24 protein-coding genes are annotated in these 22948 nt (G+C 68.8%); 5 read left to right on the plus strand and 19 right to left on the minus strand.

Annotated features, from left to right (window positions below):
• Positions 1–4: 4 nt before the first annotated feature.
• A complete protein-coding gene (locus tag Q0A27_RS09940; protein WP_291475050.1) occupies positions 5–1240 on the plus strand; it encodes an amidohydrolase in 1236 nt (411 codons plus the stop codon).
• On the opposite strand, the gene Q0A27_RS09945 is transcribed toward Q0A27_RS09940, so the two are convergent.
• The 17 genes from Q0A27_RS09945 to hisD all read right to left on the minus strand — a co-directional run bounded on the left by Q0A27_RS09945 (position 1222) and on the right by hisD (position 17839).
• Complete coding sequence (locus Q0A27_RS09945) at positions 1222–2145, minus strand: patatin family protein (RefSeq protein ID WP_291475052.1); 924 nt, start codon at positions 2143–2145, stop codon at positions 1222–1224. The genes Q0A27_RS09940 and Q0A27_RS09945 overlap by 19 nt on opposite strands.
• Positions 2146–2163: 18 nt before the next feature.
• Positions 2164–3600 carry a pyruvate kinase gene (gene pyk / locus Q0A27_RS09950; RefSeq protein WP_291475054.1) on the minus strand — a complete coding sequence of 479 codons (1437 nt, stop codon included), beginning with the start codon at positions 3598–3600 and terminating at the stop codon, positions 2164–2166.
• A gap of 34 nt (positions 3601–3634) precedes the next feature.
• On the minus strand, positions 3635–4582 hold the full coding sequence (gene lgt, locus Q0A27_RS09955) for a prolipoprotein diacylglyceryl transferase (protein WP_291475056.1): 948 nt from the start codon (positions 4580–4582) through the stop codon (positions 3635–3637).
• 5 nt (positions 4583–4587) lie between these two features.
• Positions 4588–5361 carry a tryptophan synthase subunit alpha gene (gene trpA / locus Q0A27_RS09960; protein WP_291475058.1) on the minus strand — a complete coding sequence of 258 codons (774 nt, stop codon included), beginning with the start codon at positions 5359–5361 and terminating at the stop codon, positions 4588–4590.
• Positions 5361–6680, minus strand: a complete 1320-nt coding sequence (trpB, locus tag Q0A27_RS09965; RefSeq protein ID WP_291475060.1) for a tryptophan synthase subunit beta — start codon at positions 6678–6680, stop codon at positions 5361–5363. The genes trpA and trpB overlap by 1 nt, the downstream gene beginning before the upstream one ends.
• 39 nt (positions 6681–6719) lie before the next feature.
• Positions 6720–7523 (minus strand): indole-3-glycerol phosphate synthase TrpC, encoded by an 804-nt coding sequence (gene trpC, locus Q0A27_RS09970; RefSeq protein ID WP_291475062.1) that lies wholly within the window; start codon positions 7521–7523, stop codon positions 6720–6722.
• Positions 7524–7569: 46 nt separating this feature from the next.
• Positions 7570–8253, minus strand: a complete 684-nt coding sequence (locus tag Q0A27_RS09975; RefSeq protein ID WP_291475064.1) for a TIGR02234 family membrane protein — start codon at positions 8251–8253, stop codon at positions 7570–7572.
• Positions 8250–9797 carry an anthranilate synthase component I gene (locus tag Q0A27_RS09980; RefSeq protein ID WP_291475065.1) on the minus strand — a complete coding sequence of 516 codons (1548 nt, stop codon included), beginning with the start codon at positions 9795–9797 and terminating at the stop codon, positions 8250–8252. The genes Q0A27_RS09975 and Q0A27_RS09980 overlap by 4 nt, the downstream gene beginning before the upstream one ends.
• An 11-nt stretch (positions 9798–9808) precedes the next feature.
• Positions 9809–10174 (minus strand): phosphoribosyl-AMP cyclohydrolase, encoded by a 366-nt coding sequence (gene hisI, locus Q0A27_RS09985; protein ID WP_291475066.1) that lies wholly within the window; start codon positions 10172–10174, stop codon positions 9809–9811.
• On the minus strand, positions 10171–10947 hold the full coding sequence (gene hisF / locus Q0A27_RS09990; protein WP_291475068.1) for an imidazole glycerol phosphate synthase subunit HisF: 777 nt from the start codon (positions 10945–10947) through the stop codon (positions 10171–10173). The genes hisI and hisF overlap by 4 nt, the downstream gene beginning before the upstream one ends.
• On the minus strand, positions 10944–11981 hold the full coding sequence (locus Q0A27_RS09995) for an inositol monophosphatase (protein ID WP_291475069.1): 1038 nt from the start codon (positions 11979–11981) through the stop codon (positions 10944–10946). The genes hisF and Q0A27_RS09995 overlap by 4 nt, the downstream gene beginning before the upstream one ends.
• A gap of 4 nt (positions 11982–11985) precedes the next feature.
• Positions 11986–12747: a bifunctional 1-(5-phosphoribosyl)-5-((5-phosphoribosylamino)methylideneamino)imidazole-4-carboxamide isomerase/phosphoribosylanthranilate isomerase PriA gene (priA, locus tag Q0A27_RS10000; RefSeq protein ID WP_291475071.1), complete on the minus strand. Its 762-nt coding sequence runs from the start codon at positions 12745–12747 to the stop codon at positions 11986–11988.
• A gap of 91 nt (positions 12748–12838) precedes the next feature.
• Positions 12839–13489 (minus strand): imidazole glycerol phosphate synthase subunit HisH, encoded by a 651-nt coding sequence (gene hisH / locus Q0A27_RS10005; protein WP_291475072.1) that lies wholly within the window; start codon positions 13487–13489, stop codon positions 12839–12841.
• A gap of 27 nt (positions 13490–13516) precedes the next feature.
• Entirely contained in the window at positions 13517–14797 is a 1281-nt protein-coding gene (locus tag Q0A27_RS10010) for an MFS transporter (RefSeq protein WP_291475074.1), read from the minus strand.
• A complete protein-coding gene (gene hisB / locus Q0A27_RS10015) occupies positions 14794–15408 on the minus strand; it encodes an imidazoleglycerol-phosphate dehydratase HisB (protein ID WP_291475075.1) in 615 nt (204 codons plus the stop codon). The genes Q0A27_RS10010 and hisB overlap by 4 nt, the downstream gene beginning before the upstream one ends.
• Positions 15405–16517, minus strand: a complete 1113-nt coding sequence (locus Q0A27_RS10020) for a histidinol-phosphate transaminase (RefSeq protein WP_291475076.1) — start codon at positions 16515–16517, stop codon at positions 15405–15407. The genes hisB and Q0A27_RS10020 overlap by 4 nt, the downstream gene beginning before the upstream one ends.
• 5 nt (positions 16518–16522) lie before the next feature.
• A complete protein-coding gene (gene hisD / locus Q0A27_RS10025; RefSeq protein WP_291475078.1) occupies positions 16523–17839 on the minus strand; it encodes a histidinol dehydrogenase in 1317 nt (438 codons plus the stop codon).
• A gap of 94 nt (positions 17840–17933) precedes the next feature.
• Here hisD and Q0A27_RS10030 point away from each other — a divergent pair, with 94 nt between their 5' ends.
• Positions 17934–19631, plus strand: coding sequence for a hypothetical protein (locus Q0A27_RS10030; RefSeq protein WP_291475080.1), 1698 nt, complete (start codon positions 17934–17936; stop codon positions 19629–19631).
• Here the strand turns inward: Q0A27_RS10030 and Q0A27_RS10035 are convergent.
• Both Q0A27_RS10035 and Q0A27_RS10040 read right to left on the minus strand, forming a co-directional pair.
• On the minus strand, positions 19628–20140 hold the full coding sequence (locus tag Q0A27_RS10035) for a hypothetical protein (protein ID WP_291475082.1): 513 nt from the start codon (positions 20138–20140) through the stop codon (positions 19628–19630). The two genes, Q0A27_RS10030 and Q0A27_RS10035, sit on opposite strands and share 4 nt — an antisense overlap.
• A gap of 8 nt (positions 20141–20148) precedes the next feature.
• The gene (locus Q0A27_RS10040; protein ID WP_291475084.1) at positions 20149–20808 is read right to left on the minus strand and encodes a hypothetical protein; all 660 of its coding nucleotides are present in this window, start codon (positions 20806–20808) and stop codon (positions 20149–20151) included.
• Between the two features lie 127 nt (positions 20809–20935).
• On the opposite strand from Q0A27_RS10040, the gene Q0A27_RS10045 reads away from it, so the two are divergent.
• Genes Q0A27_RS10045 through Q0A27_RS10055 form a run of 3 tightly spaced genes read left to right on the plus strand, consistent with a single transcriptional unit; the run spans position 20936 to position 22945 of the window.
• Positions 20936–21511, plus strand: a complete 576-nt coding sequence (locus tag Q0A27_RS10045; RefSeq protein ID WP_291475087.1) for a TetR/AcrR family transcriptional regulator — start codon at positions 20936–20938, stop codon at positions 21509–21511.
• A gap of 28 nt (positions 21512–21539) precedes the next feature.
• Complete coding sequence (locus Q0A27_RS10050) at positions 21540–22394, plus strand: BRCT domain-containing protein (RefSeq protein ID WP_291475089.1); 855 nt, start codon at positions 21540–21542, stop codon at positions 22392–22394.
• 14 nt (positions 22395–22408) lie between these two features.
• On the plus strand, positions 22409–22945 hold the full coding sequence (locus Q0A27_RS10055; protein ID WP_291475091.1) for a hypothetical protein: 537 nt from the start codon (positions 22409–22411) through the stop codon (positions 22943–22945).
• Positions 22946–22948 lie beyond the last annotated feature (3 nt).

A 22948-nucleotide genomic window follows, 5' to 3' on the forward strand; every position in this document is an offset into this window, starting at 1 on the left:
GGCCATGAGCACCCTCCCCGATATCGCCGAGTTCATCGCCGATCCCGGCGTCGACCAGTCCTGGACGGACAGTTTCTACACCTGGATGCACGAGCATCCCGAACTGTCCGAGCAGGAGTCGCAGACCGCGAAGCACATCCTGTCCCGCCTGGCGACCATGGACTGCGAGGTGACCCACGACATCGGTGGTCACGGCATCACCGCGGTCTGGCGCAACGGCGAGGGCCCGACGGTGCTCTACCGGGCGGACTTCGACGCCCTGCCCGTCACCGAGACCACCGGGGCGTCCTACGCCTCGAAGAACCCGGGCGTGATGCACGCCTGCGGGCACGACGTCCACACCACCGGGCTGATGGCAGCCTGCGAGATCCTCGACGCCCGCCGGGACGTCTGGTCCGGCACCTTCATCGCCCTGTTCCAGCCGGCCGAGGAAGTCACCCGGGGCGCCTCGTCGATGATCGACGACGGTCTGGCGGAGAAGATCCCCGCCCCGGATGTCTGCCTGGGCGCACATGTCTACCCCGGCCCCTCAGGCACCGTGTACTCCGCCGCCGGCCCCGTGATGGCGGCCTGCGACACGATCACGGTCACCCTCCACGGCGTCTCGGCGCACGCCTCCTCCCCGCACAACTCGATCGACCCGACGTATCTCGCGGCAATGATCGTGGTACGGCTGCAGGGCATCGTCGGCCGTGAGATCGCCGCCGAGGACTTCGGCGTGGTCTCCGTGGGGACGCTGAGTTCGGGGCACACGAACAACACCATCCCCGATGTGGCCACCCTGGTGCTCAACTGCCGGTTCTACGACACCAAGGTGCGCGACCGGACCTACACCGCCATCGAACGCATCGTCCAGGCCGAGTGCGTGGCCTCCGGTACGCCGGCACCGGCGGACATCGTCTACTCGGCCCACGGTGAGCTCACCGACAATGACGCCGAAGTCCATGACGTGGTCCGCCCCGTGCTGGACGCCGTCTTCGGCGAGGATTCCGCCGACGCGCCCCGGTGGACCGCCTCCGAAGACTTCTCGGAGATCCCCCGGCACTTCGGGGTGCCCTATGAGTTCCTGCTCATCGGCTGCACCGACCGCGCCGTCTGGGACGCCGCGGTGGAGGCTGACCGGGTCAACCAGGATGTCCCCACCAACCACTCCGGCAACTTCCTCCCGACGAAGGAGTCCGTGCGCACCACCGCGGACGCCGCCACCGCTGCACTGCTGGCCTACCTCTGGAGGGAGTGAACCGGCGCGTCGGCGCCGAGGAACCCGGCCCACTCCGGCCACTGGCGCAGCGCCTGCGCCACGCCGGTGTACATGGAGCTGCGCAGCACCCGGATGTCACGCTCGGTGGAGCTGACCAGGCGGGTGGAGTCCTCCGGGAAGACCAACACCGCTTTCCCCTGTGCCTCCAGCTCGTAGAGCCGCTCCATCGTCGCGTTGTACCGCTCGTGGCGGGTCACCATCGCGTCCGCCAGTCCGGGCCAACGGCGCAGAAAAGCCTTCGTCAGCCGCGGCCGGGAGATCCCGTCCTTGAAGTAGCCGCGCGGCTGGGTGAGCACGGCGAAGAACCGGTCGTAGCCGTCAGCCTCCGCCGCATCCAGCGGAACGCCGCCGGAGGATCCGAAGGCACCGTCGGCATAGGGCACCCCGTCGATCCGCGGCACCGGCATCGCGAACGGGATCGTCGAGGACGCCCGCACCCGGATCAGGAGATCCGAGGCCTCGGCAATGTCCTCGAGTCCCCAGTAGACGCCCTCCCCGGTGTCCGCCCGGGTCGCCCCGATCCGGAACTGCGTCGGGGATTCCGCCACCAGACCGAAGTCATAGGGTCGCGGCAGATTCATCCCCGGGGCACGGCCGTAGATGTACTCGGCGTTGAAGAAGCCCCGCCCCCGCAGCAGGTGGCTCCAGCCACCGAACTCCGGCTCCAGGACGAAGTCGACGAAGTTCCGGCGCAGCCGGTCCCGCTCCCCCGTCAGGTAACTGACCAGGTGACTGGCACCGGCGGAGATGCCGCCGGCCCAGCCGAACTGCACCCCGTGTGACATGAGCACGTCGACGACCCCGGCGGAGTACGCCGCCCGCATTCCACCTCCCTCGAGGAGGAGTGCTGTATCGTGTGCCGTGATGACGGGGGAACTGGCCATGGAACTCCTGACTGTGGGCTACTGCTTGTCCGCCGGGGGCACGGTGAGGTCCTCACCGAGCAGGTGGACGTGGATCATATTGGTGTTGCCCTCCACTCCGGGAGGGGAACCGGCGGCGATGACGACCAGGTCATCGTGGTTGAAGTCCGGCTCGGCGAGCAGCAGGCGGTCGACCTCCTGCATGATCTCGTCGGTGGTGTGCACCGCCTGGGTGAGGAAGGTCCGTGCGCCCCAGGTCAGGGAAAGCTGGTTGCGCACCTCCTCGGAAGGGGTGAACACCAGCAGCGGTAGCGGGGACCGGAGCCGGGCGATGCGGCGGGCCGTGTCACCGGAAGCGGTGAAGGCGATGAGGGCGCGGGCGTTGAGCCGCTCCCCCACATCCTTGGCTGCGTAGCTGATCACGCCACGCTTGGTGCGCGGCGAGTGACTCAGCGGCGGCACCTCACCGTCGATCTCGGCGGCGAGCACGATGCGTGCCATGGTCTTCACCGTGCCGACCGGGTACTTGCCCACCGAGGTCTCACCGGAGAGCATGACGGCGTCCGCACCGTCGAGCACAGCGTTGGCGACGTCGGAAGCCTCCGCACGGGTCGGCCGGGAGTTCTCGATCATCGAGTCCAGCATCTGGGTCGCGACGATGACCGGCTTGGCGTTCTCGCGGGCGATCTGGATGGCCCGCTTCTGCACCAGCGGCACCTCCTCCAGCGGCACCTCGACACCGAGGTCACCACGGGCGACCATGACGGCGTCGAAGGCCAGGATGATCGGCTCGAGGGCGTCGACCGCCTCGGGCTTCTCCAGCTTCGCGATGACCGGGACGCGGCGTCCCTCCTCGTCCATGATCTCGTGGACGAGCTCGACGTCGGCCGGGGACCGGACGAAGGACAGGGCGATGACATCGGCACCCATCTTCAGGGCGAATCGCAGGTCGTCGATGTCCTTCTCGGACAGGGCAGGCACGGAGATGTCCATGCCGGGCAGGGAGACACCCTTGTTGTTGGAGACCGGGCCACCCTCGGTCACCTCGCAGATCACGTCATTGCCTTCGACGGACTTGCAGACCAGGCCGACCTTGCCGTCGTCGACGAGCAGGCGGTCGCCGGGCTTGGCGTCCCGCGCGAGCTGCTTGTAGGTCGTCGAGACGCGGTCATGGGTACCGGGCACGTCGTCGACGGTGATGCGGATCTCCTCCCCGTCGGCCCAGTAGGTCTTCTCCTCGACGAACCGGCCGAGCCGGATCTTCGGTCCCTGCAGGTCAGCGAGGACGCCGACCGGCTTGCCGGTGGCCTCGGAGGCCGCCCGCACCCACTCGTAGTTCTGTTGGTGGTCCGCGTGCTCGCCGTGGGAGAAGTTCAGGCGGGCCACGTTCATCCCGGCGTCCACGAGCTCCCGGATCCTGTCCTGGGAGGCCACCGCGGGGCCGAGGGTGCATACGATCTTGGTTCGTCTACTCACGGTTCCCGAGGATAGCCCTGCGCCCTGGTGGACGCTACTGACGGGCGGCCTCAGTACCGTCCTGTGCCTGTTCTTCCAGGCTCCCTTCAGCGTCCTCCTCCGGCTCCCCCACCGGACGCCCGGCATTGACCTCTGCAGGGGCCTCCCGGGTCCGCTTCCGGGTGGCGATGAACAGCGCCACCGCGCAGACGAAGACCACGGCGGAGGTCACCGAGTTGATGCGCACGTCACCGAAGACGGTGGTCGCCTCATCGGTGCGCAGCAGCTCGATGAAGAACCGGCCGAAGGTGTAGCCGGCGACGTAGAGCATGAACACCCGGCCACCGCCGAGCCGGAACCGGCGGTCGGCCCAGACCAGCAGGGCGACGACGAGCAGGTTCCACACCAGCTCATAGAGGAAGGTCGGCTGGACGGTCTGCAGCACGAAGCCGTCGGAGACGCCGTCCATGTTGCTGATGTTGCCGTTCTCGTCGACCCGTCGGTAGATCTCCAGCGCCCAGGGGGCGTCGGACTCCCCGCCGTAGAGCTCCTGATTGAACCAGTTACCCAGTCGGCCGATGGCCTGGGCCAGCAGGATCGGCGGGGCGACGGCGTCCGCGAAGGGCGCCAACGGCAGCTTCTTGTACCGCAACACCCCCCACACGGCCAGGCCGCCGAAGACGACCGCGCCCCAGATACCGAGGCCACCGTTGGTGATGTTGAGGGCGTCCGTCCACTCCTTCCCCTCACCGAAGTACTTGTCGTGATCGGTGATGACGTGGTAGACGCGACCACCGATGATGCCGGCCGGAACTGCGGCGATCGCACAGTCGATGACGGTGTTCCCGTCACCACCACGGGCGACATAGCGACGCACCGTCCACCACACGGCGACGATGATGCCGACAAGGATGCACAGGGCGTAGGCCCGCAGGGTGATCGGACCGAGGTGCCAGACGCCCTGGGGCGGAGACGGGATGGCTGCCAGGTTCGTGACGGTCATCGATGTCACCGCCGGACGCCGTCGTACAGGTCAGCAGCGAGGGCGTCGAGCACCTCGGTCCCCTGCCCTGCGGCGGTGATCAGTGCGGAACCGACGATGACGCCGTCGGCGTAGTCGGCGATGGCGGCCGCCTGGTCACCGTTCTTCACACCGAGGCCCACAGCCACCGGCAGGTCGGTGGCCGAGCGGACCCGGTCCACCACGCCACGGGCGTCGGTGGAGACGTCCTCCTGGGCACCGGTGACGCCCATGTGCGACTGAGCGTAGATGAACCCGCCACCGGCGCGCACGGTCATGTCGAGACGCTCCGGAGTGGTCGAGGGAGCCACGAGGTAGACATTGTCGAGGCCGTTGGCCGCACAGGCGGCGTTCCAGCGCTCCGACTCCTCCGGCAGCAGGTCCGGGATGATCGAGCCGAGTCCACCGGCGGCGGCGAGCTCCTCGGCGAACTTCTCCGGGCCGTACTGGAGGATCGGGTTCCAGTAGCTCATGATCACGGCGTTGCCGCCGGCGGCGACGACCGCGTCGATCACACGGAAGGTGTCGCGGACGCGGAAGCCGTTGGACAGTGCCTCGGTACCGGCGGCCTGGATCGTCGGACCGTCCATCATCGGGTCACTGAACGGGATTCCCACTTCGACGAGGTCCGCGTAACGGGACAGGGTCGTCACGTTGTCCAGCGAGGCGTCCACCGTGGGGTAACCGGCGGGAAGGTAGCCGACGAAGGCGGCACGACCCTCGGCGCGCGCCGAGGTGAAGATGTCGGACAGGGCGCTCATCAGTTGTTCTCCTCGGTGCCGTTCTCGTCAGGATGCATGTTGAACCACTTCGCGGCGGTGTCGACGTCCTTGTCGCCACGGCCGGAGACGTTGACGATGAACACCGGCTCCTTACCGTCGGCGGGGGTGCGGGTACCGTCGGAGTACTCGGCGGCCGCCTTCACCGCCAGCGCGACGGCGTGCGCGGACTCGATCGCCGGGATGATGCCTTCGGTGCGGGTCAGCAGTCGGAATGCTTCCATGGTCTCGGTGTCGGTGATCGGCAGGTACTCCGCCCGACCGATGTGGGAGAGGTAGGAGTGCTCCGGGCCGACGCCCGGGTAGTCCAGTCCGGCGGAGATCGAGTGGGACTCGATGATCTGGCCGTCCTCGTTCTGCATCAGGGCGGCGAAGGAGCCCTGGAAGACCCCCTCGGACCCGACGGTGATGGGGGCGGCGTGGCGACCGGTCTCCACACCGTCGCCGCCGGCCTCGGCGCCGAGCAGTGCGACAGACTCATCGTCGATGAAGCGGTGGAACAGGCCGATGGCGTTCGAGCCGCCACCGACGCAGGCCAGCACGGCGTCCGGCAGGCGTCCCTCGGCGGCGAGGATCTGCTCGCGGGCCTCGACACCGATGACGCGCTGCAGGTCCCGGACCATCTCCGGGAAGGGGTGCGGACCGGCGGCGGTACCGAAAGCGTAGTAGGTGTCCTCGGCGTGGGAGACCCAGTAGCGCATGGCCTCGTTGATCGCGTCCTTCAGTGTCGCGGAACCGACGGTGACCTCGATGACCTCCGCGCCGAGCAGACGCATCCGGGCGATGTTGAGTGCCTGACGCTTCGCGTCGACCTCACCCATGTAGATCCGGCAGTTCAGCCCGAGCAGGGCACACGCGGTGGCGGTCGCGACACCGTGCTGGCCGGCGCCGGTCTCGGCAATGACGTTGTCCTTGCCCATCCGCTTGGCGAGCAGGACCTGGCCCAGCACGTTGTTGATCTTGTGCGAGCCGGTGTGGTTCAGGTCCTCGCGCTTGAAGTAGACCTTCGCACCGACGGCCTTCGAGAAGTTCGGGCCGTAGTACAGCGGAGACGGACGGCCGGTGTAGTTCCGGTGCAGGTCGTCGAGGGCCTCGAGGAAGGTCGGGTCGACCCGGGCCTTGCCCCAGGCGTCCTCGATCTCGGTGACGACGGCCATGAGGGCCTCGGGGATGTAGCGTCCGCCGTAGTCCCCCCAGTGGCCGCGCTCGTCGGCGTCGTGGGCGGTGGGGGTCGCGATGACCTCACCGGCTGTCGGGAGACCCAGGGGGCTATTCGCGGATTCAGTACTGGGAGTGCTCACGGGGTCCGACTGTACCCTGCGTCACCCACGTGCCTACCGTCAGGCGCGCGGGAAGGCGGGGTGCTGTCCGGCGGCCACCAGTGAGCGGCAGGCCTGGCCCGGGTTCGGCGCGGTGACCAGACCTTCGCCGACGAGGATGGCGTCCGCCCCGCCCGCGGCGTAGGCCTGCAGATCGGTCTTGGACTTCACGCCGGACTCGGCGACCTTCACGATCCCCTCGGGGATGACCGGGGCGATCCTGCTGAACACGGTCGTGTCGACCTCGAGGGTCTTGAGGTTCCGGGCGTTGACGCCGATGACTTTCGCACCCACGGCGACGGCCCGCTCCGCCTCTTCCACGGTGTGGACCTCGACCAGTGCGGTCATGCCCAGGGATTCGGTGCGGTCCAGCAGGGCGGCGAGCTGGTCCTGCTCGAGGGCGGCGACGATGAGCAGGATGACGTCCGCACCGTGTGCCCGGGCCTCATGGATCTGGTACGGGGTGGTGGTGAAGTCCTTGCGCAGCAGGGGGATGTCCACGTTTGCCCGGACCTTGTCGAAGTCGGCCAGGGAGCCGTGGAAGCGTCGCTCCTCGGTGAGGCAGCTGATCACAGCGGCTCCGTTGGTCTCGTAGGCCTTGGCCAGTACCTCCGGCTCCGGAATCTCCGCCAGGTGCCCCTTCGAGGGGCTTGCACGCTTGACCTCGGCAATGACGCTGACAGAGGGAGCGGAGAGGGCGGCGAGGGCGTCCAGGGGCGCAGGGGCGTCCAGGGCACGGGCCTTGATGTCGGAGAGAGGGACCTCAGCCTCGCGGCGGGCGGTGTCCGCCAGGACACCGGCGATGATCTCGTCGAGCACAGTCATGGCGTAATGGTAACCGCCCGTGACGCCCGCCACTCAATCAGGCCGCTCAATCGGGCCGCTTGCCGGCCTCGTCACGGTCCGTCGGGTCCACTCCCGCGTCGAGCGCGTCCCACAGGACGCGTCCGGAGCCGGGTTCCTCGTTGAGATCCTCGACGACGCCCTCGCGACGTGCCTCCGGGGTCTCGTAACGGCTGTGACCCTGCCGGGCCTCCCCCGGCTTCATCGCCAGCAGGACGCCGCCCACCACGCCGCACGCCGCGGCCAGCAGTGCCAGCACCACCGGGAAGGTGTGGACGGAGGCGTCGGTGACCGTCGCCCAGTCCGAGATCTGCACCGGGTCGGTCGACTTCTGCGTCGCGGCACCGGTGGTGAGCAGCTGCTGGGCACGGTCCAGGTCCGGGTCACCGCCGAGCAGCATCACCGCGGCGAATCCGGCGATCGCGGCCAGCGCAGCGCTGATCCCGCCGAGGACGCGGCGCGCCATCGGCGCCAGCGCGAACGAGAGGATCATCGCGGCGAGCATTGCCAGCGCCAGCGGGGTGCCTGCGGCGTCCCACACCCGGCCGATGATCTGCTCGGTGGATTCACCGGTCTTGTCGTCGACGACGGACGCCGTCAGCCAGGTCATCTGGCCGGTGCCCCACAGACCCGCCGCGCTGAGCACGGTGAGCGACAGGGCGAGGTTGCGTCCGTTGAGCCGCTTCTTCACGGCGTCCTTCGCGGGGGTCATCGATCCACCCCCACCGGTCGGACGGTCTCGGCCGCGGCAACCGCACGCAACACCGCCAGGGCCTTGTTCCGGGTCTCGGTGTCCTCGGCCTCCGGGTCGGAATCCGCGACGATACCGCCACCGGCCTGGACGAAGACGGTGCCGTCCTTGTAGAGGCCGGTACGGATGGCGATGGCCTGGTCGGTGTTGCCGGAGAAGTCGAAGTAGCCCACGGTGCCACCGTAGACTCCACGCCGGGTGTCCTCCAGTTCGTCGATGATCGCCAGCGCAGAGGGCTTCGGCGCGCCGGACAACGTCCCTGCCGGGAAGGTCGCGGCGAAGGCGTCAAGGGCGGTCTTCCCCTCGGCGAGGCGCCCGGAGACACCGGAGACCAGGTGCATGATCGCCGAGTACTTCTCGACGTGGCGGAAGTCGTGGACGGCGACGGTACCGGGCTCACACACCCGGCCGAGGTCGTTGCGTCCCAGGTCGACGAGCATGAGGTGCTCGGAGTTCTCCTTCTCGTCGGCGAGCAGCTCCTTCTCGAGCAGGTCATCCTCCTCGAAGGTCCCGCCACGAGGACGCGAGCCGGCGATCGGGAACGTCGTCACCCGGCCGTCCTCGACCTGGACCAGGGACTCCGGCGAGGAACCGATGATCTGGAAAGCAGTCCCGGAGAAGTCGTCGGAGGGGACGTTGACCAGGAACATGTAGGGGCTGGGGTTGGCGACACGCAGCATCCGGTAGATGTCGGTGCCGGGGACCTGAGTGTCCATCTCGAAGCGCTGCGAGAGCACGATCTGGAAAGCGTCACCGGCGCGGATATGCTCTTTGCACAGACCGATGCGCCGGAGGTGCTCCTCCTTGGCGCGCTGACGCCTGGGCTCCGGAGCCGGGGTGGAGAAGGTCACGGCCGGCAGTGTGGACGGAGTGGCCAGACGCCGTTCCATCTCGTCGATGCGCTCGACGGCGCCTGCGTATGCCTCGTCGATCCGCTCGTCGGAACCGTCCCAGTTCACCACGTTGGCGATGAGCCAGACGGTGCCTTCGTGGTGGTCGACCACGGCCACATTGTCCACCAGCATCTGCACCATGTCCGGTACCTGCAGGTCGTTGTCGCAGGTGTCCGGCAGGTCCTCGATATAGCGGACCATGTCATGGCCCATGTACCCGACCAGGCCGGAGCTCAGCGTCGGCAGTCCGGGCAGCGACTCGGTGTGCAGCACCTCCAGTGCGTGACGCACCGCCTCGATCGGGTCGGTCGGTCCGTCGACGAGATCGGACGGCGCGGCACCGGTCCAGTGCGCCTCACCGTCACGGGCGACAAGGGCGCAGCGTGCCCCGGTGCCGATGAAGGAGTGGCGGGACCAGGACTGGCCGGGGGCCGCGGACTCGAACAGGAAGGTGCCCGGTCGGTCGGCGGCCAGTTTGGTGTAGGCGCTCAGTGCGCTCTCCCCGTCGGCGAGGACCTTCTTGACGACGGGGACGACGCGGTGACGAGCGCCCAGGCGGCGGAAGGTGTCCAGCGACGTGATCTGGTACGGGTCGGACTCAGCAGTAGTCATCACGGATGATCCTAGGCCAGACGGTCGGCGTCGAAACAGGTGTGGTCCCCGGTGTGGCAGGCGCCACCGGTCTGGTCGACCTTCACCAGGAGCGTATCCCCGTCGCAGTCGAGGCGGACCTCGTGGACGTACTGGGTGTGTCCGGAAGTCTCCCCCTTGACCCAGTATTCGTTCCGTGACCGGGACCAGTAGGTCCCCTTACGGGTGGTGATGGTGTGGGCGAGGGCGTGGTCGTCCATCCAGGCGAGCATGAGTACGTCGCCGGTGGCGTTCTCCTGGACGACGGCCGGCACCAGGCCGGCCTCATTGCGCTTCAGACGCCCGGCGATGGCCGGATCGAGATCGAAGGACGCGGGATCACTGCGTGTCTCACTCATCGCCGGACCTCGATCCTGGCGTCCGCCATGGCGTCCTTGACCTCGCCGATGGAGACGTCGCCGAAGTGGAAGATGGACGCCGCGAGCACAGCGTCCGCCCCGGCCTCGACAGCGGGCGGGAAGTCGGCGGCCTTCCCGGCACCGCCGGAGGCGATGACCGGAATGGAGACGACCTCACGGACCGCCCTGATGAGCTCCAGGTCGAAGCCGTCACGGGTGCCGTCGCCGTCCATGGAGTTCAGCAGGATCTCGCCGACCCCGAGCTCCTCACCGGTGCGGGCCCACCCGATGGCGTCGAGTCCGGCGGAGCGGGTACCGCCGTGGGTGGTGACCTCGAAACCGGAGGGTTGGGGTTCGCCTCCCTCGGGGACGCGGCGGGCGTCGACGGACAGCACGATGCACTGGGCACCGAAGCGGCCGGAGAGTTCGCGGAGCAGTTCGGGACGGTGGATGGCGGAGGTGTTCACCGAGACCTTGTCGGCACCGGCGCGCAGCAGCTGATCGACATCGTCCTCGGAGCGGACGCCGCCACCGACGGTGAGCGGTATGAAGACCTGGTCGGCGGTGCGGCGGACCACGTCGAGCATGGTGCCGCGGCCGTCCTTGGACGCCGAGACGTCGAGGAAGGTCAGTTCGTCGGCGCCTTCGGCGTCGTAGCGCGCGGCCAGTTCGACAGGGTCACCGGCGTCCCGCAGATTCTCGAAGTTGACCCCCTTGACGACGCGGCCGTTGTCGACGTCGAGGCAGGGGATGACACGGACAGCGACACTCATCGGATACCTCCACGGTCCTTGACGTCCTGGGCGTTGCGTGCGGCGGTGCCGATCGGCACCGACTGGATGTGCCGGATCAGGTTGGCATGCACCTCGGGCTCACCGGCGACGATGCCGGAGACGCCGGGGACCCAGCGGTTGCCGGCGAAGTCGGTGACCACTCCCCCGTTCTCACGGATCATGAGGATGCCGGCGCAGTTGTCCCACAGGTTGGGGCTGAAGGTCACGGTGCCGCCGAAGACGCCGGCGGCGGTGAAAGCCAGGTCGATACCGCAGGAGCCGGAGACGCGCATGCGCGGGTAGGTCCGGCCGATGGCGTTGAGCATGTCCTGCCGGTAGGACACCGGCAGGTTGCCGCGGCGCTGGGAAAGGATCGAGCCGAAGCCGATCTGGGTGATCGCCGGATCCGACGGCGGCATCTGACGGGCGGGGTGGCCGTCGACGAACAGGCCGTGGCCCTTGCGGGCGGTGATCCGGCGGCCGAGCAGCGGCATCTCGCACACGGCGACGACGGCCTCGCCCTTGTGGACGAGGGAGACGAGGATGCAGCAGAACGGGTTGCCGACGGCGTAGTTCGCGGTGCCGTCGATCGGATCGACGACCCAGCAGGTCTCCGGCAGTTCGTGGAGGCCGGGGTTCGACGGGCCCTTCGGCGGCTTGCTCTGCGGACCGTCGAACTCGTCGGCGTACTCGTCATTGGGGTTGACCTCGACCTGCTCGCCGGGACGGACGACTCCGTACTCCTCGCCGTGAACCGGCAGGCCGGTGTAGCGGGTGAGCAGGGTACGCAGCTGGCGTTCGACGGAGAGGTCTGCCTCGGTGGCGAAGTCACCGGGGCTCTTCATCACCGCCGGGTCAGCGCCGACGGCGGCGGTGAAGGTGGCCTCGGCCTCGTCGACGGCGGCTTCGGCGATCGCGAGGAGGGCACGGGTGTCGATCTCGTCGTCGACGAGGTTGACGTCACGGATCTCCGGGACCCGGTCGGCACCGGTGGACAACTGGCCCTCATCCGGGCCGGTCGGTGAGTCTGTCATGGTGTCACTCCTGTGCGTCTGTGGGGACGGCTTCACCGCGGGCCACCGCGAGAGCCTGTTCGAGGGTGAACTTGCCGGCGTAGAGAGCCTTGCCGACGATGGCGGAATCCACCCCGTCGGAAACGGCGTCGGCCAGGGCTGCGATGTCGTCAAGACTGGAGATACCGCCGGAGGCGACGACCGGGGCGGAGGTCGCGGCGGCGACTTCACGCAGCAGGTCGATGTTCGGGCCGGAGAGCATGCCGTCGCGGGAGACGTCGGTGACCACGAAGCGGGAGCAGCCCTGGGCGTCGAGGCGCTCGAGAACCTCCCACAGGTCGCCGCCGTCGGAAACCCAGCCACGGCCGCGCAGCCGCCACTCGCCGTCGATCTGGCGGGTGTCGAGGCCGATGGCCACGCGGTCGCCGTACTCGCCGATGATGCGCTCGCACCAGTCCGGGTCCTCCAGCGCGGCGGTGCCGATGTTCACCCGGCGGCAACCGGTGGACAGGGCACGGACCAGGGACTCGTCGTCACGGATACCGCCGGAGAGTTCGACGTTGACGTCGAGCTGACTGATGACCTCGTTGAGCTGCTCGAAGTTGGAGCCGGTCCCGAAGGCGGCGTCCAGGTCGACGAGATGGACCCACTCTGCTCCGGCGTTCTGCCAGGCCAGTGCGGCGTCCAGCGGGGAACCGTAACTGGTCTCGGAACCGGAGGCTCCCTGGACAAGGCGGACGGCCTGACCGTCACGGACGTCGACGGCGGGGAGCAGGGTGAGAGTCATGTGAACATCCTATCGCGCAGGTGGACGGCCTCAGCCGTATCGTGAGATCAATTATCTCACAGTGTGGTTTGTCGTGGTGCCAGTGGTGGCGTCACAGGGTGGCGAGCCAGTTGCGCAGCAATTGCGCCCCGGCATCACCGGACTTCTCCGGGTGGAACTGGGTCGCCCACAGCGGACCGTTCTCCACCGCGGCAACGAACCGGCAGTCCTCGTGCTGCGCCCAGGTGACCTTCGGCGCCTCGGTGTGACCGTCGGTGACCATTTCCCAGGCACGGGCGGCGTAGGAGTGCACGAAGTAGTACCGCTCGGCCGGGTCAGCCCCGGCGAACAGTTCGGTACCGTCCGCCGCCTCGAGGGTGTTCCACCCCATGTGCGGCAGTACGGAGGACTCGAGCTTCGTCACCGACCCGGGCCACTGGCCACAGCCTTCGGTGCCGGGGCCGTCACCGTCGGATCCTTCCACGCCGTAGTCGAAGAGGATCTGCATGCCGACACAGATACCGAAGACGGGGCGTCCTCCCGACAGTCGGATGTCGATCATCCGGTCGCCGTGGACGGCACGCAGACCGGTCATGCAGGCACCGAAGTTTCCGACGCCGGGGACCAGCAGCCCGTCCGCGTTCAGTACCGTGTCCGGGTCGGCGGTGACGGTCACCTCCGCCCCCACATGCTCCAGCGCACGCTGGGCGGATCGGAGGTTGCCGGAACCGTAGTCGAGCAGTGCGACGCGAGGAGTTGCCATGACCGCAGATTCTAGCGCGCAGACCCGTCAGGCACTCGGGCGGCGTCCTGTTGTGGAGTCTGAGGTGAGGCGCCGCAGCCGGGTACGGATGTTCCCGTGCTCGACGACCCGGTGGCGCCCCAGCCACCGGTCCCCCGCCAGCGTTGCCGAACCGACGCCGACCAGCCCCGCTCCGGCGAGGAACACCCCGCCGTAGCCGCCGGAGGACGCCACGACGCCGAGTACGGCGGACCCGGCACCGGTCCCCGAGTCGAAGGACATGTTCCAGGTGGCGGACGCCTCGGAGAGCCGCTCCTTCGGCATCCGGGCGAACATCATCAGCAGGGTCTCGGACTGGACACCACCGAAGCCGAGGCCGAACAGGGCCGCGGAACCGAGCGCCCCTGCCACCAGGGCCGCCCCGGAGGGGGCGGAGTAGATGACGGACGCCATGGCGAGCATTCCTCCGACAGCGCACAGGGACGCCCAGACGACGAGCCGACCGGGCTCCCTGGTCCGGTCGGCCCACCAGCCGGAGATGACGCGGCCGAGGATCTGGGCGGCACCGGTGACCGCCAGTGCGAACCCCGCCACGGTCGCAGCGGCCGTCGGATCGATGCCGTCGACCGCGGGAGCGGTGAACGAGGACAGGGCACCGAAGCCCATCGCACCGGCGCACAGCCCCACGACCGGCACCAGGGCGAGCTTCCACAGTGGGGCGTGGTTGACGGCCTGCTGCACCTGCTCCGGTTCCTTCGGAGCTTTCGGTTCAGCGCGCAGCGGCGGGACGCCGAGGGCACCGAGCGCGCCGACCACACCACAGACCACGGCGACGAGGAAGACACTGTCGCCGGCGTGGGTGTACAGACTGAGCCCGATACTGAATCCGAGAATCTCGCCGACACCGATCGCCGCACCGAAGAAGGCGTTCGCCCGGCCGAGCTGCCGGGCCGGCACGAGTTCTGCGAGCAGGGCGGACTGGGCCACGGTGACCGCGCCGAAGCCGATGCCGCGCACTGCGGAGACCAGCAGGACGAACCAGGCCCCACCGTCGATGAGGTAGAACGCGGAGGGCACGCCGAGCAGCACTGCTGCGGCGATCATCACCGGCACGTAGCCGACCGAGCGCAGCAGGCGCGGGACGAAGAACTGGGTGATGACGGTGGCCGCCATGAAGACACCGGTGGACAGGCCGGCGAGCGCGTCACCGTACCCGTCGTCGAGCATCGCCACCGGGATGACCGGCAGCAGCAGCGACCACCCGAGGAAGGCACAGAAGACACTGAGCAGGGTCAGGGGCAGGCCCTTGACCTGGAGAACGTCAATCACAGAGTACCCTTGGTGGACGGCACCCCCGTCACCCGCGGATCGGACTCGGTGGCGGCACGCAGCGCACGGGCCACCGCCTTGAACTCCGCCTCGGTGATGTGGTGCGGGTCGCGGCCGTAGAGGCAGCGCACATGCAGGGCGATCCGGGCGTTGAAGGCCAGGGTCTCGAAGAAGTGCTGGTTGATCACGGTAGCGTAGTGGCCGCCGATGACCGTGGTCAGCATGGTCTCCGGCTCACCGGTGCCGACGTAGTAGGGTCGCCCCGAGACGTCGACGACGGCCTGGGCCAGCGTCTCGTCCATGGGGATGTAGGAGTCAGCGAAGCGACGGATGCCCTTCTTGTCGCCGAGAGCCCGGGCGAAGGCCTGACCGAGGACGATGGCGGTGTCCTCGACGGTGTGGTGGGCGTCCACCTCGATGTCGCCGTCGGCGTGGACGACGAGGTCGAAGCTGCCGTGCGCAGCGAAGGCGGTGAGCATGTGGTCGAAGAAGGGCAGCTTCGTGTCGATGTCGGTCTTCCCGGTGCCGTCGAGGTTGATCTCGACGGTGATGGAGGATTCCTTCGTGGCACGCTCGATGCGGGCGATACGGTCGGTGCGTGGTGTGGTCACTTGTATTCTCCGATGATCTTGTCGGCGGCGGCGAGGAAGGCGTCATTCTCCTGCGGCAGTCCCACGGTCATGCGCAGGTGGCCGGCGACGCCGACATCGCGGATGAGGACGTCGAGGTCGAGGAACCTTGTCCACAGTTCGTGGGCGTCGGCGTTGTCCGGGACGGCGAAGAAGACGAAGTTCGACTCGCTCGGCACGACCTTGTAGCCCAGGTCGGACAGGGCAGCGACGACGCGGATCCTCTCTTCCCGCAGCTTAGCCACGGTGGCGAGGGTCTCGTCGGCGTGACGCAGTGCGACAGTCGCCGCGGCCTGGGACAGGGTCGACAGGTGGTACGGCAGGCGTACCAGCATGACGGCCTCGATGAAGGCCGGGCCGGCGACGAAGTACCCGAGGCGCCCTCCCGCGAAGTCGAAGGCCTTGGACATGGTGCGGGAGACGACGAGAGTCGTCGGGTAGTCGGCGAGTAGCGTGGTGGCGCTGGCCTCGTCGGAGAACTCGGCGTAGGCCTCGTCGACGATGACGATGCCGCCGGCCGCCCGCTCCGCCTCAATGATGCGGCGCAGGTCGGCCACCGGGGTGATCCCGCCGGTGGGGTTGTTCGGGGTCGTGACGAAGACGATGTCCGGCTTCTGCTCCGCGATCCGTGTCAGTGCCTTGTCGATGTCGATGTCGAAGTTCTCGCCGGTGCGCGGCACGTCGATGAACTCCGTCTGAGTGCCGGAAGCGAGGATCGGGTGCATCGAGTAGCTCGGGGTGAAGCCCATGACGCTGCGTCCCGGTCCGCCGAAGGCCTGCAGCAGCTGCTGGAGGACCTCGTTGGAGCCGTTGGCGGCCCAGACCTGGTCGCGGGTGACCTCGACGTGGGTCTGGCGCGAGACATAGGCGGCGAGTCCGTCGCGCAGTTCGACGGCGTCCCGCTCGGGGTAGCGGTTCAGCGTGGTGGCCAGGCGGCGCACTTCGGTGACGAGATCCTCGACGAGTCCCGCAGAGGGCGCGTAGGGATTCTCGTTGGTGTTGAGCTGGTTGGTGACGGTGAGCTGCGGGGCACCGTAGGCGGACTTGCCGCGCAGTTCAGCGCGCAGCGGGAGATCATTCAGATCAGTCATGACTCTCAGATTTCCGGGTTCTCGAAGCGGGCCTTGACGGCCTCTCCGTGGGCGGGCAGACGCTCGGCGTCGGCCAGGGTGACGACCGTTTCCGCGACCTCCTTGAGTGCGGTGCGGTCGTAGTTGATGACGTCGACGTGCTTGAGGAAGGTATGGGTCGACAGGCCCGAGGAGTGCCGGGCGGTGCCGGAGGTCGGCAGGACGTGGTTCGACCCGGCGGCGTAGTCACCCAGCGGGACCGGGGAGTACGGACCGATGAAGATCGCACCGGCGTTGGTGATCCGGGCGGCGACGCCCTCGGCGTCCTCGGTCTGGACCTCCAGGTGTTCGGCGGCGTAGGCGTCCGCCACCCGCACCGACTCGTCGGGACTGTCGGTGAGGATGATGCCGGACTGCATGCCGGTGAGTGCCTCATTGACGCGGTCGTGGTTGAGGGTGACCTGGTAGCGCTCAGCGACCTCGCGGTCGACGGCGTCGGCGAGCTCGACCGAGTCGGTGATGAGCACGGAGGCGGCCATCGGGTCGTGCTCGGCCTGGCTGATGAGGTCGTAGGCGACGGCGACCGGGTCGGCGGTCCCGTCGGCGAGCACGGCGATCTCGGTCGGGCCGGCCTCGGCGTCGATGCCCACCACGGAGCGGCACAGCCGCTTGGCGGCGGTGACGAAGATATTGCCCGGGCCGGTGATGAGGTCGACCGGCTCCAGGTCCTCGTCATCATCGCCGTAGGCCATCAGGGCGATGGCCTGGCCACCGCCGACGGCCCAGATCTCCTCGACACCGAGCAGCGAGCACGCGGCCAGCACGGTCGGGTGCGGCCAGCCGCCGCAGTCGGCCTGCGGCGGGGAACAGACGACCAGCGAACCGACGCCGGCCTCCTGGGCCGGGACGACGTTCATGATCACCGAGGACGGGTAGACCGCCTTGCCGCCGGGCACGTACAGGCCGACCCGGTTGACCGGGATCCAGCGCTCGCCGACGAGGCCGCCGGGAGCGATCTCGAGAGTGGCGTCGGCAGGCACCTGGGACGCGTGGAAGGCGCGCACCCGGGAGATGGCCTCGGTCAGCGCATCGGTGATCTTCGGGTCGAGGTTCTCGGTCGCCTCGGCGATGACCTCCGCCGGAACGCGGACGTCGGAGGGACGCACATGATCGAAGCTCTCGCCGTACTCCAGGGCCGCGGCGGCACCGCGGTCACGGACGGCCTCGACCACGGGGGTCACGGCCGGGAGCACATGGTCGATGTCGACTCCTCCGCGGGGCAGGATGCGGCGGAGTTCGGCGGTCGAGGGGGTCTTTCCCCTCAGATCCAGACGCGAAAGCATGAGCTGGGATCGTCTCCTCAGGTGATGGTCGGGTATCGTCTGCAGATTCTAGACGTAGTGCACACAGTCGACGGGACGGAGGGTCTTGAGCAGGATGGCGGACGAGGGACAGAGCCGGGAACAGACCGGGGAGCTGGTGGCACTCCTGCAGGCGTCCGTGGCGGCGGCACGGGCCGGCGACCACGCGACGAGCTGGCGGCTGACCAGTGAGTTCGGTACCCGGTTCTGGCTCGCCGACCCCGCTGACCTGCCCGGTGATCTCCCGACGACCGAACGCACCGAGTTCCACGTGCTGCGCGCGGCCGCGGCCGACCGGATGGAACTGCACGACGACACCGTCGCCGAGGTCCGTGCCTGGCGCACCCTCGCCGAGGACGCCGGGGACACCCCCTCAGCGGTCCTGGCCCTGTCCTCCCTGTGCCTGGTGGCGATGGTCGTCGAGTGCGATGACGCGGTGCTGACCTGTGGACTCACCCCGACCCCCGCCCTGCTCACGGAGCTGGCCGCCCGACTGACCGATATCGGTGCGGGCCTGACCGAGGACTCTCCCCGGCATGTCCGGGTGTGTCTGTCCCTCGCCGCGATGGCCGGGCTGACCTGTGCGACCTCCACGGAGAACGCGGCGAAGCGCGGCCAGTTCCGTGCCCTGTGCGCCCGCTTCACCTCCCCGACGGTGCAGCCGGGCGACCGGGTGCTCACCGAGGCACAGCAGCTCCATGCCGACGGGCGGACAACGGAAGCCATGACCCTGGTCACCGACCATCTGGCTACCCTGGACCCGGCGGTCTCCCCGACCCAGGTCTACGAGGCCCATGACGTGCTGGGCTACCTGTCCCTGACCGTCGGCGAGACGCCGGAGGACATGGACACCGACGGAGTCCTCACCCACTGGCGGGCCTGTGCCGAACTCGCCCTGACGCTCGGCGCCCCACTGGAGGGCATGCACCGCGCGGAGCAGGTCTGCCAGCTGCTCAACGCCGACGGTGACTACGACGCCGCCTACGACCTCGCCAGCCGCTACGGCAACGCCCTCGACGGTGCACCGGTGAGCCCTGCACTGCTGAACCTCCGGGCGGTCCGTGCCCGGGCTGCACTCGGTGCGGATCTGCCGTACGAGGCCTTCGCGCTGGCGGCGTCCACGGCGGACTGGTCCGCGCTGACCCCGGACTCGGAGCGCACCCTGGCGTGCCTGTCCATCGCCACGATGGCGGCAGAGGAGGCCGGTGAGGCCGGGACGCTCGGGTCGTCGACCGGGGAGACGGTGGTCTCCCTGCTGGAGCGCGCCGCGACCCTGCACCTGGACCGCGGTGAGCGGATCCCGGCGGCGCAGGTGTTGCGCACAGCTGCCAGAGAGCGGTGCTCCTCGGGTGAGACCTCACGTGCCGTGGAGCTGATGGAGCGCGCCCTGCGGGTGCTGGAGGATCCGGCTGCAGACACCGACGACGACATGCTCACCTGGCATCTCGCGGACTGGAACGAGGACATGTCGGCGGTCTGGGAGATGGCGGACCGGCCGGATCTCGCGGTCGCCTACGCCGAGCGTGCGGCCCGGTACTTCCGGGACGCCCGGGACCACTCCGGTGCGGCGCTGAACTGGGTCAGTGCCGCGGAGCTGTACCTGGACCAGGGGGACGGCACGGCCTGTGACCGGGCTCTGGACCTGGCACACGCTGAACTGCTCAGCGTGCCGGGTGGGGAGCCGGACGAGCCCGGTACCGATGTCTCCTTCGACACCGGCGAAAACGCCGCGTGGGAGGGGTACCACGCCCTGCGCAATCTGCGGCAGGGTTAGTCGGTCCGGTCCCGCTCGAACGCCGCGTCCGAGGAGAACAGGGCACACGCCCAGTACACGACCAGTGCGCAGGCCGGGGCGACGAGCAGCCCCGACCCCATTCCCACGTCAGCGACCAGGGTCACCTGCTGACCGGCGGTAAGGTCACCGGACAGGTCCGTCGCCCGGAAATGACCGGTGACGAAGTTGCCGAACACCAGGAAGACCGCCGAACCCAGGAACGCGAGGACGCCGGCGGCAGCCAGGCCCCACGGCCCGCGCAGCCGGCGGGCGCGGGCGAACATCCATCCTGCCAGGGCCACGCCCAGCACCGCGGTGATGATGACGTAGACTCCGAACGTCGACACCGCGGCGTCCTCCCCGGACAGGGCCGAGACGGCCGTGAGATCGTCGGTCACTTCACCGGTGGTCACCGGCTGGAAGAGCCCCCACGCCGCTCCGGCGACGGCGAAGACGACCAGGGCGACGGCGACGACGCGTCCCCATTCGCCCCACTGTCTGTTGATCACGGGCCGCGTCATGCGACCGGGCAGATCTTCCACGCACCGTCCTCACGCAGGTAGTTCTGCGTGCTGGAGGCGTCCTGCCCGCCGACGGTGCCGACGATGAATGCCGTTGCCGTATCACCGTCGACCCGGACATCACGGACATCCGTCACATCGACGACGCTGTCGGTTTCGCTGAGGAGCTGGTCGTTGTCACCACGCAGCCCGTCGATGGTCGTCTGGATGGCCTCGCGTCCCCCCTGCTGGTCGATGAAGGCGGAGCAGTAGTTGTCCAGCATGTACTGGTAGTTGTCGGACATCAGCTTGTCGCCTGACATGCCGCGCGCTATGTCGGAGATCTGGGTCTGGTCGTCTCCGGACGCCGGGGCCCCGCCTTCGCCCTCAGCCGCCGGGTCAGCGGGAGCCTCCGGGTCCGGTGCACCCTCGCCCTCGGCGCCTGCCTCAGAGTCTCCGGGATTGTCCGACGCCTCCGGGTCAGCCGACGGGTCAGCGGACTCCGGCGCAGCTGTGGTCGCCGAGGTGGACACCGACGTGGTGGTCTCCTCGTCATCCCCGTCATCGGAACCACAGGCGGTCAGCACCAGCGCCCCGGCGAGGACGACCCCCGCCACTGCGGCAGGGCGTCCACCCTGCATCCTGCGTGCTGCACGCCCCCGGCGTCCGTAAGCCATATCGGTGAAATCCCTTCAGTCTGTGACTCATTCAGTGACTGGTTCAGTGACTGGTTCAGTGACCCGTTCAGTCAGAGGTTACATCGACCGGCACCCCGATCCGTTAACCCGGCTAGACTCGAGGACCGTGCAACTCAACCGGGAAACCATCCTCACCGCCTCTTTCGACATCCTCCACGAGTACGGGCTCGGCGACCTCAGCATGCGTCGTCTCGCCCGCAACCTCGAGGTTGCACCGGGGGCCCTGTACTGGCACTTCCCGTCCAAGCAGGCCCTGCTCGGCGCCGTCGCCGACCAGATCCTCGCCGCTCCCGACGGCATTCCGACCGAGGTCACCGACACCGCGCAGGATGCCGAGATCGACACCTGGCGTGCCCGCACCCTGGACACCACCGCCGCCCTGCTCGACCGACTGCTGTCGATCCGTGACGGCGCGGAGATCGTCTCCGCCGCCCTGGCCACCGGCACTCTGGAGCACAACCCGGTCGAGCCGGTGACCGCCGCACTATCCGGCGCCCCCGGGAGCGATCCCGGCCTGGCCGCGTGGGTTCTGGTGCGCTACCTGCTCGGTGCCGCCACGGAGCTGCAGACCGCGCACGCCACCGACGATGTCCCCACTCCGGACACCGAGGCCATGGTCCGTATCCTCGCCGGGGTGGAGCTGATCCTCGACGGCGTGGCAGCGTCCGCCGGTGCCCACTGATCCACGACGCAGAGACAGAGGTACATTCATGACCACGGTCACCGCCCACGGCGCCACGATCAGCGTCGACAGCTCCGGCGTCCACGTCGAGCGCACCCCGATGGGGCAGACGCTCCTGCCACCCACCCTGGACGTCTCCCCGGCCGACCTGCGCGGCTGGTACCACCACGCCCCCACCGCCACCTCCCCCGGCTGGATCCAGTTCTCGCTGGCGGGCGGTTCCGGGCGCCCACTGCGTGGCTACCCTGCGACCCACGGTGCGACCACCGTCGTCGCGTTCGCCCCCGGCCAGCAGGACGCCTTCGTCGCTGCGAACGCCGCGCTGACCGCACTGCAGGGTGGGTATCCGGTCGACGGGCCTGGAACGGACGACGGGGACGCCTCCTCCGCTGAATCTCCCCTGTCCCTGTTCGAACTTCCTGAGGTGCCGGCCGCGGAACCGGCGCCCTCCGACAAACCGAAGGGCGGAAAGGGCGGAAAGGGCGGCAAGGGCGGCAAGGGCGGCAAGGGGGGCGGGGGATCCTGGAACCGCGTCGCCACCCCGGACACCCTGCCCGAGCCGGATCTGACCGCGGATGCCGACGGCCCCGTCTTCGGGCAGAACGTCACCGTCACCGGTGACTTCGAGCCCTACGGGAAGGGCGAGGTGTGGGACATGATCGCCGCGGCCGGCGGCACCGTCGGCAAGAACGTCACGAAGAAGACCACCGTGCTCATCCTCGGCACCTGGGACTCGGTGACCTCCAAGGAGAAGCGGGCCCGGGAGCTGCAGGAGAAGGGCCAGGACATCCAGCTGTGGACCTTCGCCGAGTTCCTGGAGAAGATCGGCAGAACCGCGCGTCCGGATATTTCCGAGGTGAAGGGAACCGACGCGCCGTTCTAGGAGTCTAACTGTCTATGGATCCGAGAAACTCCACAGACACCACGCTCCACCTCCTCCCGTTGCCGGACGCCGCCCACGACCATCACCCGGCCGACATCTTCGCCACCGGCACTCCACTGCTCATCCCGCTCGGCGCCGGCCTGGTCACCGGAATCCGGCAGTCGGGTCCCGAGGGCACCCGCGAGCTGACCACCGATGACCTCGTCAGCAGGGACACCACCGTCGGCGGTCTCTGGGCCGATGCCGCACTCACGATGCTCGCCACCCTCGGCCGCCTGACCGCCACCCACGGCACCGCGCTGCGTCAGCGTCGCCTCGCCGACGGCGTCCGGGAGATCGGCGTCATCGACGATCCCTTCCCCGCCGCCGGGCTCATCGCCCATCCCCTGCTCATCCGCCCTACGCTGCGCGTCCTGGCCGAGACGCCGCAGGTCGCGGTGACCGGTTCCGGACGCCTCCTTGTCCTCGACAACGGCGCCACGCTTCCGGGGCAGCTCGACGACGACACATGCGGCCCTGCCCTGACGCTGAGTGAGAGTGCCCTACTGTAAGTG

It is taken from the genome of Corynebacterium sp. (assembly GCF_022712275.1).
In the GTDB taxonomy this organism is placed as follows: Bacteria; Actinomycetota; Actinomycetes; order Mycobacteriales; family Mycobacteriaceae; genus Corynebacterium.

Coding starts and splice junctions, on each gene's coding strand:
- trpC (WP_291475062.1), bottom strand. CDS start 7,523: ATGACTGTGCTCGACGAGATCATCGCCGGTGTCCTGGCGGACACCGCC.
- Q0A27_RS10040 (WP_291475084.1), bottom strand. CDS start 20,808: ATGGCTTACGGACGCCGGGGGCGTGCAGCACGCAGGATGCAGGGTGGA.
- Q0A27_RS10030 (WP_291475080.1), top strand. CDS start 17,934: ATGGCGGACGAGGGACAGAGCCGGGAACAGACCGGGGAGCTGGTGGCA.
- hisH (WP_291475072.1), bottom strand. CDS start 13,489: ATGGCAACTCCTCGCGTCGCACTGCTCGACTACGGTTCCGGCAACCTC.
- Q0A27_RS09945 (WP_291475052.1), bottom strand. CDS start 2,145: ATGGCCAGTTCCCCCGTCATCACGGCACACGATACAGCACTCCTCCTC.
- Q0A27_RS09995 (WP_291475069.1), bottom strand. CDS start 11,981: ATGACAGACTCACCGACCGGCCCGGATGAGGGCCAGTTGTCCACCGGT.
- Q0A27_RS09940 (WP_291475050.1), top strand. CDS start 5: ATGAGCACCCTCCCCGATATCGCCGAGTTCATCGCCGATCCCGGCGTC.
- Q0A27_RS09975 (WP_291475064.1), bottom strand. CDS start 8,253: ATGACCCCCGCGAAGGACGCCGTGAAGAAGCGGCTCAACGGACGCAAC.
- Q0A27_RS10050 (WP_291475089.1), top strand. CDS start 21,540: ATGACCACGGTCACCGCCCACGGCGCCACGATCAGCGTCGACAGCTCC.
- Q0A27_RS09980 (WP_291475065.1), bottom strand. CDS start 9,797: ATGACTACTGCTGAGTCCGACCCGTACCAGATCACGTCGCTGGACACC.
- hisF (WP_291475068.1), bottom strand. CDS start 10,947: ATGAGTGTCGCTGTCCGTGTCATCCCCTGCCTCGACGTCGACAACGGC.
- hisD (WP_291475078.1), bottom strand. CDS start 17,839: ATGCTTTCGCGTCTGGATCTGAGGGGAAAGACCCCCTCGACCGCCGAA.
- Q0A27_RS10055 (WP_291475091.1), top strand. CDS start 22,409: ATGGATCCGAGAAACTCCACAGACACCACGCTCCACCTCCTCCCGTTG.
- lgt (WP_291475056.1), bottom strand. CDS start 4,582: ATGACCGTCACGAACCTGGCAGCCATCCCGTCTCCGCCCCAGGGCGTC.
- Q0A27_RS10020 (WP_291475076.1), bottom strand. CDS start 16,517: ATGACTGATCTGAATGATCTCCCGCTGCGCGCTGAACTGCGCGGCAAG.
- priA (WP_291475071.1), bottom strand. CDS start 12,747: ATGACTCTCACCCTGCTCCCCGCCGTCGACGTCCGTGACGGTCAGGCC.
- trpA (WP_291475058.1), bottom strand. CDS start 5,361: ATGAGCGCCCTGTCCGACATCTTCACCTCGGCGCGCGCCGAGGGTCGT.
- hisI (WP_291475066.1), bottom strand. CDS start 10,174: ATGAGTGAGACACGCAGTGATCCCGCGTCCTTCGATCTCGATCCGGCC.